Here is a 10,080-nt window from a genome sequence, read left to right as displayed (position 1 = left end):
CGACTCGTCCGGTTCATAACCAAGACCACGATCTACGGTGATCGTCATGTTCAGGGCGCCGAGGGACGCCAGGGTAGCGATTACGTGATAGGGGTTAACGATCTCGACATCATGATCCAGCTGAATATCGGCAGCGGTAACCACCCCCGAACCCTTTTTCGACAAGGTCAGCGTAACTTCGTCACGACCGTGCAGTTTGATAGCCAGGCCTTTCAGGTTCAACAGGATTTCAATGACGTCTTCCTGTACACCTTCGATTGCCGAGTACTCGTGGAGTACGCCGTCAATCTCGGCCTCGACTACTGCACAGCCAGGCATGGAGGACAACAGGATGCGGCGCAGCGCGTTGCCCAGGGTATGGCCAAAGCCACGCTCGAGAGGCTCGAGCGTGATTTTAGCGCGGGTTGGACTGACGACCTGCACATCAATGTGGCGGGGCGTCAGGAACTCATTTACCGAAATCTGCATGGATGCACCTATTTTCTAGCCCTTACTTGGAGTAGAGCTCGACAATCAGGCTTTCGTTGATGTCGGCGGACAGGTCGCTGCGAGCAGGAACGTTCTTGAAAACGCCCGACTTCTTGGCAGCATCCACGTCTACCCACTCAACGCGGCCACGCTGGGCGCACAGTTCAAGGGCTTGAACAATGCGCAGCTGGTTCAGCGATTTCTCGCGAACTGCGACCACGTCACCCGGACGAACTTGGTAGGATGGAATATTTACAGTCTTGCCGTTAACGCTGATCGCTTTGTGCGAAACCAGCTGACGGGATTCGGCACGAGTAGCGCCAAAGCCCATGCGATAAACGACGTTATCCAGACGGCATTCGAGCAGTTGCAGCAGGTTCTCACCAGTAGCGCCTTTCGAGGAGGCTGCTTGCTTGTAGTAACCGCTGAACTGACGCTCGAGAACGCCGTAGATGCGACGTACTTTTTGCTTCTCACGCAGCTGGGTGCCGTAGTCGGACTGACGGCCACGGCGCTGGCCGTGGATACCTGGGGCTGCTTCGATGTTGCACTTCGATTCCAGAGCGCGAACGCCGCTCTTCAGGAACAGGTCGGTGCCTTCACGACGAGACAGTTTGCATTTTGGACCAATATAACGTGCCATTTATCTGTCTCCTGATTACACGCGGCGCTTCTTCGGCGGACGGCACCCGTTGTGCGGGATTGGCGTCACGTCGGTGATGCTGGCGATCTTATAGCCACAACCGTTCAGAGCACGAACAGCGGACTCACGACCTGGACCTGGACCCTTGACGTTGACGTCGAGGTTCTTCAGACCGTATTCCAGCGCAGCTTGACCAGCACGCTCAGCAGCTACCTGAGCCGCGAACGGGGTGGACTTGCGGGAACCGCGGAAACCCGAACCGCCGGAGGTAGCCCAGGACAGAGCGTTACCTTGACGATCGGTGATGGTCACGATGGTGTTGTTGAAAGACGCGTGGATGTGGGCGATGCCATCAACCACTGTCTTTTTGACTTTTTTACGAGGACGAGCAGCAGGTTTTGCCATTTCTAAATTCCTGTCGATTCGCTGGTGCGATTACTTGCGGATCGGCTTACGCGGACCTTTACGGGTACGCGCGTTGGTCTTGGTACGCTGACCGCGTACTGGCAGACCCCGACGATGACGCAGGCCGCGGTAGCAACCCAGGTCCATCAAACGCTTGATTTTCATGTTGATGTCACGACGCAGATCACCTTCGGTGATGTACTTCGCAACTTCAGTACGCAGCGATTCAACCTGCTCGTCGCTCAGATCCTTGATCTTTGCGGCTGGGTTGACCCCAGTAGCTTCGCAGATCTTCTGCGAAGTAGTGCGACCAACACCATAGATGTAGGTCAGCGAGATAACAGTATGCTTGTTATCTGGAATGTTGACGCCTGCAATACGGGCCATTCAGTGGGACTCCAATTGACAGCTACCTACGCCCCGGAAGCCAAGAAATAGGGCGCGAGATAATATCGCTGTAGAAACAATTAATCAACCCAGCAGCACACTAGCTGCTGGGTTTGAAGCGCAGATCACACTCAGCCTTGGCGCTGCTTGTGACGTGGTTCCGCACTGCAAATTACTCGAACGACACCTTCGCGGCGAATAATTTTGCAGTTACGGCACAGCTTTTTCACCGATGCACGAACTTTCATCACCAACTCCTCGAACCTTAAGGGTCTCTCAGCGCAGCAGACCGCTGCCACCGTAGCCTTTCAGGTTGGCTTTCTTCATCAGGGATTCGTACTGGTGCGAAACGAGGTGCGATTGTACTTGGGACATGAAGTCCATCACAACCACTACCACAATCAGCAACGAGGTCCCGCCAAGGTAGAACGGAACGTTTGCCGCGACCACCAGGAACTGGGGAAGCAGGCACACGGCCGTCATATAAAGAGCACCGAACATGGTCAAGCGGGTCAGAACGCCATCAATGTAGCGCGCCGACTGCTCGCCTGGACGGATGCCCGGAATAAAGGCACCGGACTTCTTCAGGTTCTCCGCTACGTCTTTCGGATTGAACATCAACGCCGTATAGAAGAAGCAGAAGAAAATGATCCCTGCACTAAACAGCAGAATATTCAACGGCTGACCAGGAGCGATCGACTGCGAGATGTCCTGCAACCAGCCCATACCTTCGGACTGACCGAACCAGGCACCCAGCGAAGCCGGGAACAGCAAGATGCTGCTCGCGAAAATGGCAGGAATGACACCCGCCATGTTCACTTTCAGCGGCAAGTGGCTGGTCTGCGCAGCGAAGACCTTGCGGCCCTGCTGACGCTTGGCGTAGTGAACGGCGATACGACGCTGACCACGCTCAATGAACACCACAAAACCGATAATCGCTACTGCCAGCAAACCGATAGCGACCAGGGCGAAAATGTTGATATCGCCTGTACGCGCAGACTCGAAAGACTGCCCGATTGCTCTCGGAAGACCGGCGACGATACCTGCGAAGATCAACATCGAGATACCGTTGCCTACACCGCGCTCGGTGATCTGCTCGCCCAGCCACATCATGAACATTGCGCCAGCCACGAACGTGGACACCGCAACGAAATGGAAGCCAAAGTCTGCAGAAAACGCCACGCCCTGACCGGCCAGGCCAATGGACATGCCAATGGCCTGGACCAGCGCCAGGATTACGGTGCCGTAGCGGGTGTACTGGCTGATCTTGCGACGGCCAGCTTCACCTTCCTTCTTCAACTGCTCCAGCTGCGGGCTGACGGCGGTCATCAACTGCATGATGATCGATGCCGAAATGTACGGCATGATCCCCAGTGCAAAGATGCTCATCCGTTCCAGCGCGCCGCCGGAAAACATGTTGAACAAGCTAAGAATGGTCCCCTCATTCTGTCGAAACAGTTCCGCCAGCCGGTCCGGGTTGATACCTGGAACTGGGATGTGCGCGCCTATCCGGTAGACGATGATCGCCAGGAACAGAAAACGCAGACGAGCCCAGAGTTCAGACATCCCGCCTTTGCCGAGCGAAGAGAGAGCACCTTGCTTAGCCATTTATTCCTCGAACTTGCCGCCAGCTGCTTCGATAGCCGCACGCGCACCTTTGGTGGCTGCGATACCCTTGATGGTGACTGCGCGAGTAACTTCGCCCGACAGCATGATTTTCACGCGCTGTACGTTCTGGTTAATCACGTTGGCATCCTTCAGGGATTGCACGGTGACAACGTCGCCTTCCACTTTGGCCAGCTCGGACAGACGCACTTCAGCGCGGTCCATGGCTTTCAGGGAAACGAAGCCGAACTTCGGCAGACGACGGTGCAGCGGCTGTTGACCGCCTTCAAAGCCTGGAGCGATGGTGCCACCGGAGCGGGAGGTCTGACCTTTGTGACCACGGCCACCAGTCTTACCCAAACCGCTACCGATACCACGACCCGGACGATGCTTCTCGCGACGGGAACCCGGCGCTGGACTCAGATCATTGAGTTTCATCGATTAACCCTCGACGCGCAGCAGGTAGTAAGCCTTGTTGATCATCCCGCGGTTCTCGGGAGTATCCTGGACTTCTACAGTGTGACCGATGCGACGCAGACCCAGACCCTTAACGCACAGTTTGTGGTTAGGGAGACGGCCGGCGGTGCTTTTGATCAACGTAACTTTAACGGTAGCCATGATCAGCGGATCTCCTCAACGCTCTTGCCGCGCTTGGCAGCAATGGACTCAGGAGATTGCATAGCCTTCAGACCCTTGAAAGTGGCGTGAACCACGTTTACCGGGTTGGTCGAGCCGTAGCACTTGGCCAGGACGTTCTGAACGCCAGCAACTTCCAGGACGGCACGCATTGCGCCACCGGCGATGATACCGGTACCTTCGGAGGCAGGCTGCATGTACACCTTCGACGCGCCGTGGGCGGACTTGGTGGCGTACTGCAGGGTGGTGCCGTTCAGGTCAACCTGAATCATGTTGCGGCGAGCAGCTTCCATGGCTTTCTGGATCGCGGCTGGTACTTCGCGCGATTTGCCACGGCCGAAGCCGACACGACCTTTACCATCACCTACCACGGTCAGCGCGGTGAAAGTGAAGATACGGCCGCCTTTTACGGTTTTGGCAACGCGGTTAACTTGAACCAGCTTCTCGATGTAGCCTTCGTCGCGCTTTTGATCGTTATTTGCCATAACTTAGAACTCCAGCCCGCCTTCACGAGCACCATCAGCCAGCGCTTTGACGCGGCCATGGTACTTGAAGCCCGAACGGTCAAAGGCAACTTGAGATACACCGGCGGCTTTCGCGCGCTCAGCTACCAGCTTGCCAACCTTAGTGGCCGCGTCGATGTTGCCGGTGGCGCCATCACGCAGGTCTTTGTCCAAAGTCGAGGCGCTGGCCAGGACTTTGCTGCCGTCGGCCGAAATGACCTGGGCGTAGATGTGCTGCGAGGAGCGGAACACGCAGAGACGCACGACTTCGAGTTCGTGCATTTTCAGGCGTGCTTTGCGAGCGCGACGCAGTCGAGTAACTTTTTTGTCGGTCATTTGCTAGGCCCTACTTCTTCTTGGCTTCTTTACGACGGACGACTTCGTCCGCGTAACGCACACCCTTGCCTTTGTAAGGCTCTGGCGGACGGAAACCGCGGATTTCAGCGGCCACCTGACCTACCAGCTGCTTGTCGATACCCTTGATCAGGATATCGGTCTGGCTTGGGGTCTCAGCGGTGATGCCCTCAGGCAATTCGTAATCCACTGGATGCGAGAAGCCGAGCGCCAGGTTCAACACGGTGCCTTTAGCCTGAGCTTTGTAACCAACACCGACCAGCTGGAGCTTGCGCTCGAAGCCTTGGCTTACGCCCTGGACCATGTTGTTTACCAAAGCACGGGTAGTACCGGCCATAGCGCGAGTTTGTTGATCGCCGTTGCGAGCAGCGAAACGCAGCTCACCAGCTTCCTCAACGACTTCTACCGACGAGTGAACGTTCAGTTCGAGAGTGCCCTTGGCACCCTTCACCGAAAGCTGCTGACCGACGAATTTGACTTCGACGCCCGATGGCAGCTTAACGGGGTTCTTAGCGACGCGAGACATGCTTATCCCCCCTTAGAACACTGTGCAGAGAACTTCGCCGCCGACACCGGCAGCGCGCGCAGCACGATCAGTCATCACACCCTTGTTGGTGGAGACGATAGACACGCCCAGACCGCCACGTACTTTCGGCAGATCATCGACGGACTTGTACTGACGCAGGCCTGGACGACTTACGCGCTTGACTTCCTCGATGACCGGACGGCCTTCGAAGTATTTCAGCTCGATGGAAAGCGATGGCTTGACTTCGCTGCTGACCTGGTAGCCAGCGATGTAACCTTCGTCTTTCAGAACTTTGGCAACCGCAACCTTCAGAGTCGAGGAAGGCATGCTTACGACGGACTTTTCAGCCATCTGGGCATTACGGATGCGAGTTAGCATGTCCGCTAACGGGTCCTGCATACTCATGGGCTAGACGCTCCTGATACAAGAAAAATTAGCCTCTCGGCTACTACAGTCGCCTGAGATCGCCAGGTCAAAAAACCCGGGCTCAGGAGAGCCGGTCATTCTAGACAGTTCCCAAAAACGAAACAAGCCCCAGAAGGGGCTTGTTTCGTTGCAAGGTCACCGGTGGTCGGAAGATTGCTCCCCCGCCACCTGGACGCTGCCGGTACGTCTTACCAGCTGGCCTTGACCAGACCTGGAACGTCGCCGCGCATTGCTGCTTCACGCAGCTTGTTACGGCCGAGGCCGAACTTGCGGTAAACGCCGTGTGGACGACCGGTGATGCGGCAGCGGTTACGCAGGCGCGAAGCGCTGGCGTCACGTGGCTGCTTCTGCAGAGCTACGACAGCGGCAAAACGCTCTTCTGGAGTTGCTTCCAGGTTAACGATGGTCGCTTTCAGCTCGGCACGCTTCTTGGCGTACTTGGCAACAGTGAGCTGACGCTTCAGCTCACGGTTTTTCATGCTCTTCTTGGCCATTTTCCTACTCCAATCAGTTGCGGAACGGGAATTTGAAAGCACGCAGCAGAGCGCGGCCTTCGTCATCGTTCTTGGCAGTGGTGGTCAGGGTAATGTCCAGACCGCGCAGAGCATCGATCTTGTCGTAGTCGATTTCCGGGAAGATGATCTGCTCTTTCACGCCCATGCTGTAGTTGCCACGACCGTCGAAGGACTTGGCATTCAGGCCGCGGAAGTCGCGAACCCGAGGCAGGGAGATCGCCAGCAGGCGGTCCAGGAATTCGTACATACGATCACGGCGCAGGGTAACTTTAACGCCGATCGGCCAGCCCTCACGGACTTTGAAGCCCGCGATGGATTTCCGAGCGAAAGTCACAACGGCTTTCTGACCGGTGATCTTCTCCAGGTCAGCAACAGCGTGCTCGATGACTTTTTTGTCGCCGACAGCTTCGCCCAGACCCATGTTCAGGGTGATCTTGGTAACGCGCGGAACTTCCATCACGTTCGCCAGCTTAAGTTCTTCCTTAAGCTTGGGAGCAATTTCCTTCCGGTAAATCTCTTTCAGTCGTGCCATGGTCTTCTACCTAGCAGTGTTCAAGCATCAACCGCTTTTTGGGTCGACTTGAAGACACGAATTTTCTTGCCGTCTTCTACTTTGAAACCAACGCGGTCAGCCTTGTTGGTTTCGCCGTTGAAAATGGCGACGTTGGAAGCGTGCAGTGGCGCTTCTTTCTCGACGATACCGCCTTGTACGCCCGACATCGGGTTAGGCTTGGTATGACGCTTCACCAGGTTGATCCCACCAACGACCAGACGGTCGTCAGCGAGAACCTTGAGCACCTTACCGCGCTTACCTTTGTCTTTGCCGGCGATCACGATGATCTCGTCGTCACGACGAATCTTTTGCATGTCGGATCTCCTTACAGCACTTCTGGGGCGAGCGAGACGATCTTCATGAACTTCTCGGTACGAAGTTCACGGGTCACTGGCCCAAAGATACGGGTGCCGATCGGCTCTTGCTTGTTGTTCAGCAGAACAGCAGCATTGCCATCAAAGCGGATGATGGAGCCGTCAGCACGACGGACACCGTGGCGAGTGCGGACTACAACAGCAGTCATCACTTGGCCTTTCTTCACTTTACCGCGCGGAATTGCTTCCTTGACGGTTACCTTGATGATGTCACCGATGCCGGCGTAACGACGGTGCGAACCGCCGAGAACCTTGATGCACATGACGCGACGAGCGCCGCTGTTATCGGCCACATCGAGCATGGATTGAGTCTGAATCATAAAATTTCTCCGACCCTTAGCCCTTAGACTTCAACAGCGCGTTCGAGAACTTCAACCAGTGCCCAGGACTTGGTCTTGGCCAGCGGACGGGTTTCACGGATGGAAACCTTGTCGCCGATCTTGCACTGGTTGGCTTCGTCGTGCGCGTGCAGCTTAGTCGAACGCTTAACGTATTTACCGTAGATCGGGTGCTTTACGCGACGCTCGATCAGAACGGTGATGGTCTTGTCCATCTTGTCGCTGACGACACGGCCAGTCAGCGTACGGACGGTTTTTTCAGCTTCAGCCATGATCACTTACCTGCCTGCTGGTTGAGCACAGTTTTCACGCGAGCGATGTCACGCTTAACTTGCGAGAGCAGGTGCGACTGCCCCAACTGGCCAGTTGCTTTCTGCATACGCAGATTGAACTGGTCGCGCAGCAAGCCGAGCAGTTGCTCGTTCAGTTGCTGTGCTGATTTCTCACGAAGTTCATTCGCTTTCATCACATCACCGTCCGCTTAACAAAGGAGGTGGCGAGAGGCAGCTTTGCAGCCGCCAGGGCGAAAGCCTCACGCGCCAGCTCTTCAGAAACACCCTCGATCTCGTACAGGACTTTGCCTGGCTGGATCTGGGCAACCCAGTATTCCACGGAACCTTTACCTTTACCCATCCGCACTTCGAGAGGCTTCTTGGAGATCGGCTTGTCCGGGAACACACGGATCCAGATTTTACCGCCACGTTTTACGTGACGGGTCAGAGCACGACGTGCCGACTCAATCTGGCGGGCGGTGAGACGACCGCGAGCAACAGCTTTCAGGGCGAACTCGCCGAAGCTGACCTTGCTACCGCGCAGTGCCAGACCACGGTTGTGGCCAGTCATCTGCTTGCGGAATTTTGTACGCTTTGGTTGCAACATTTGGCGTACCCCTTACTTAGCAGCTTTTTTACGAGGCGCTGGTGCTTGTGGTTTCAGTTCTTCTTGGCGACCACCAATTACTTCGCCTTTGAAGATCCAAACCTTGACACCGATCACACCGTAGGTGGTGTGAGCTTCGTAGGTGGCATAGTCGATATCGGCACGCAGGGTGTGCAGTGGCACACGACCTTCGCGATACCATTCAGTACGTGCGATCTCAGCACCGCCGAGACGACCGCTCACCTGGATCTTGATGCCTTTGGCACCAATGCGCATGGCGTTCTGTACGGCGCGCTTCATGGCGCGACGGAACATCACACGACGCTCCAGCTGCTGAGCTACGCTCTGAGCTACCAGCATACCGTCGAGTTCCGGCTTGCGGATCTCTTCGATGTTGATGTGCACAGGCACACCCATCTGCTTGGTCAGGTCCTGACGCAGTTTTTCAACATCTTCACCTTTCTTCCCGATAACGATACCTGGACGAGCGGTGTGGATGGTGATGCGTGCAGTTTGAGCCGGACGATGGATATCGATACGGCTAACGGACGCGCTTTTTAGTTTGTCTTGGAGGTACTCACGCACATTCAGATCTGCGAGCAAATAGTCCGCATAAGTCCGACCGTCTGCGTACCAGACGGAGGTGTGCTCCTTGACGATTCCCAGGCGAATGCCAGTGGGATGTACTTTCTGACCCATCTGATCGACTCCGTTACTTGTCCGCAACCTTGACAGTGATATGGCAAGACCGCTTGACGATGCGATCAGCGCGGCCTTTGGCACGCGGCATGATACGCTTCAGCGAACGCCCTTCGTTGACGAAAACGGTGGAGACCTTCAGGTCATCAACGTCTGCGCCTTCGTTATGCTCGGCGTTGGCTACGGCCGACTCGAGGACTTTCTTCATGATTTCAGCGGCTTTTTTGCTGCTGAAAGCCAACAGGTTGAGCGCTTCGCCCACCTTCTTCCCGCGGATCTGGTCGGCGACCAAGCGGGCTTTCTGGGCGGAGATTCGAGCGCCCGACAACTTAGCGGCTACTTCCATTTCCTTACCCCTTAACGCTTGGCTTTCTTGTCAGCCACGTGCCCACGATAGGTGCGGGTACCGGCGAACTCGCCCAGTTTATGGCCGACCATGTCTTCGTTCACGAGAACTGGAACGTGTTGGCGACCGTTGTGTACCGCGATGGTCAGACCGACCATTTGTGGCAGGATCATGGAACGGCGCGACCAGGTCTTAACTGGTTTGCGATCGTTCTTTTCCGCCGCCACTTCGATCTTCTTCAGTAGGTGAAGATCGATAAAAGGACCTTTTTTCAGAGAACGTGGCACTGTCGTATCCCTCTATTTACTTGCGACGACGGACGATCATGTTGTAGGTACGCTTATTACCACGAGTCTTCGCGCCCTTAGTCGGGAAGCCCCATGGCGATACCGGATTAAGACCACCGGAGGTAAGACCTTCACC

At 55.9% G+C, this 10,080-nt stretch carries 21 protein-coding genes and 2 pseudogenes; all 23 read right to left on the bottom strand.

Going from position 1 to position 10,080, the window contains the following annotated elements:
- A pseudogene (locus tag ACIQUS_RS26955) lies at positions 1–468 on the bottom strand (DNA-directed RNA polymerase subunit alpha); the annotation flags it as partial.
- Positions 469–490: 22 nt separating this feature from the next.
- Positions 491–1,111, bottom strand: coding sequence for a 30S ribosomal protein S4 (rpsD, locus tag ACIQUS_RS26950; protein ID WP_403054135.1), 621 nt, complete (start codon positions 1,109–1,111; stop codon positions 491–493).
- 15 nt (positions 1,112–1,126) lie between these two features.
- Positions 1,127–1,516, bottom strand: coding sequence for a 30S ribosomal protein S11 (gene rpsK / locus ACIQUS_RS26945; protein WP_002555466.1), 390 nt, complete (start codon positions 1,514–1,516; stop codon positions 1,127–1,129).
- Between the two features lie 30 nt (positions 1,517–1,546).
- Positions 1,547–1,903, bottom strand: a complete 357-nt coding sequence (gene rpsM, locus ACIQUS_RS26940) for a 30S ribosomal protein S13 (protein WP_128323183.1) — start codon at positions 1,901–1,903, stop codon at positions 1,547–1,549.
- 131 nt (positions 1,904–2,034) lie between these two features.
- On the bottom strand, positions 2,035–2,151 hold the full coding sequence (gene rpmJ / locus ACIQUS_RS26935) for a 50S ribosomal protein L36 (protein ID WP_002555468.1): 117 nt from the start codon (positions 2,149–2,151) through the stop codon (positions 2,035–2,037).
- Between the two features lie 28 nt (positions 2,152–2,179).
- Positions 2,180–3,511 carry a preprotein translocase subunit SecY gene (gene secY / locus ACIQUS_RS26930; protein ID WP_010220319.1) on the bottom strand — a complete coding sequence of 444 codons (1,332 nt, stop codon included), beginning with the start codon at positions 3,509–3,511 and terminating at the stop codon, positions 2,180–2,182.
- Positions 3,512–3,946: a 50S ribosomal protein L15 gene (gene rplO, locus ACIQUS_RS26925; RefSeq protein ID WP_010220318.1), complete on the bottom strand. Its 435-nt coding sequence runs from the start codon at positions 3,944–3,946 to the stop codon at positions 3,512–3,514.
- 3 nt (positions 3,947–3,949) lie between these two features.
- Complete coding sequence (rpmD, locus tag ACIQUS_RS26920; protein WP_097086946.1) at positions 3,950–4,126, bottom strand: 50S ribosomal protein L30; 177 nt, start codon at positions 4,124–4,126, stop codon at positions 3,950–3,952.
- A 2-nt stretch (positions 4,127–4,128) separates the two neighbouring features.
- Complete coding sequence (gene rpsE, locus ACIQUS_RS26915; protein ID WP_010220316.1) at positions 4,129–4,629, bottom strand: 30S ribosomal protein S5; 501 nt, start codon at positions 4,627–4,629, stop codon at positions 4,129–4,131.
- 3 nt (positions 4,630–4,632) lie between these two features.
- Positions 4,633–4,983, bottom strand: coding sequence for a 50S ribosomal protein L18 (rplR, locus tag ACIQUS_RS26910; RefSeq protein ID WP_043861927.1), 351 nt, complete (start codon positions 4,981–4,983; stop codon positions 4,633–4,635).
- A 10-nt stretch (positions 4,984–4,993) separates the two neighbouring features.
- Positions 4,994–5,527 carry a 50S ribosomal protein L6 gene (gene rplF, locus ACIQUS_RS26905; protein WP_403054125.1) on the bottom strand — a complete coding sequence of 178 codons (534 nt, stop codon included), beginning with the start codon at positions 5,525–5,527 and terminating at the stop codon, positions 4,994–4,996.
- A gap of 12 nt (positions 5,528–5,539) precedes the next feature.
- Positions 5,540–5,932: a 30S ribosomal protein S8 gene (rpsH, locus tag ACIQUS_RS26900; protein ID WP_130266515.1), complete on the bottom strand. Its 393-nt coding sequence runs from the start codon at positions 5,930–5,932 to the stop codon at positions 5,540–5,542.
- Positions 5,933–6,141: 209 nt separating this feature from the next.
- Positions 6,142–6,447 (bottom strand): 30S ribosomal protein S14, encoded by a 306-nt coding sequence (gene rpsN, locus ACIQUS_RS26895; protein ID WP_010220312.1) that lies wholly within the window; start codon positions 6,445–6,447, stop codon positions 6,142–6,144.
- Positions 6,448–6,460: 13 nt separating this feature from the next.
- Entirely contained in the window at positions 6,461–7,000 is a 540-nt protein-coding gene (gene rplE / locus ACIQUS_RS26890) for a 50S ribosomal protein L5 (RefSeq protein WP_028944480.1), read from the bottom strand.
- A gap of 20 nt (positions 7,001–7,020) precedes the next feature.
- Entirely contained in the window at positions 7,021–7,335 is a 315-nt protein-coding gene (gene rplX / locus ACIQUS_RS26885) for a 50S ribosomal protein L24 (RefSeq protein WP_009397501.1), read from the bottom strand.
- An 11-nt stretch (positions 7,336–7,346) separates the two neighbouring features.
- Positions 7,347–7,715, bottom strand: a complete 369-nt coding sequence (gene rplN, locus ACIQUS_RS26880; protein ID WP_002555479.1) for a 50S ribosomal protein L14 — start codon at positions 7,713–7,715, stop codon at positions 7,347–7,349.
- 23 nt (positions 7,716–7,738) lie between these two features.
- Positions 7,739–8,005 (bottom strand): 30S ribosomal protein S17, encoded by a 267-nt coding sequence (rpsQ, locus tag ACIQUS_RS26875; protein ID WP_003255478.1) that lies wholly within the window; start codon positions 8,003–8,005, stop codon positions 7,739–7,741.
- Positions 8,006–8,007: 2 nt separating this feature from the next.
- Positions 8,008–8,199, bottom strand: coding sequence for a 50S ribosomal protein L29 (gene rpmC / locus ACIQUS_RS26870; RefSeq protein ID WP_002555481.1), 192 nt, complete (start codon positions 8,197–8,199; stop codon positions 8,008–8,010).
- Positions 8,199–8,612, bottom strand: a complete 414-nt coding sequence (gene rplP, locus ACIQUS_RS26865; protein WP_003255479.1) for a 50S ribosomal protein L16 — start codon at positions 8,610–8,612, stop codon at positions 8,199–8,201. Before rplP ends, rpmC begins: the two co-directional genes overlap by 1 nt.
- A gap of 12 nt (positions 8,613–8,624) precedes the next feature.
- Complete coding sequence (gene rpsC, locus ACIQUS_RS26860) at positions 8,625–9,311, bottom strand: 30S ribosomal protein S3 (protein WP_010220308.1); 687 nt, start codon at positions 9,309–9,311, stop codon at positions 8,625–8,627.
- Positions 9,312–9,324: 13 nt separating this feature from the next.
- Positions 9,325–9,657, bottom strand: coding sequence for a 50S ribosomal protein L22 (gene rplV / locus ACIQUS_RS26855; RefSeq protein WP_003103908.1), 333 nt, complete (start codon positions 9,655–9,657; stop codon positions 9,325–9,327).
- Between the two features lie 11 nt (positions 9,658–9,668).
- A complete protein-coding gene (gene rpsS / locus ACIQUS_RS26850) occupies positions 9,669–9,944 on the bottom strand; it encodes a 30S ribosomal protein S19 (RefSeq protein WP_002555486.1) in 276 nt (91 codons plus the stop codon).
- A gap of 16 nt (positions 9,945–9,960) precedes the next feature.
- Positions 9,961–10,080, bottom strand: a pseudogene (locus ACIQUS_RS26845) (50S ribosomal protein L2); the annotation flags it as partial.

Origin of the sequence: Pseudomonas sp. NPDC090755 (assembly GCF_044769005.1) — a bacterium.
GTDB lineage: Bacteria > Pseudomonadota > Gammaproteobacteria > Pseudomonadales > Pseudomonadaceae > Aquipseudomonas.
This window is presented reverse-complemented; position numbering and strand designations above follow the sequence as displayed.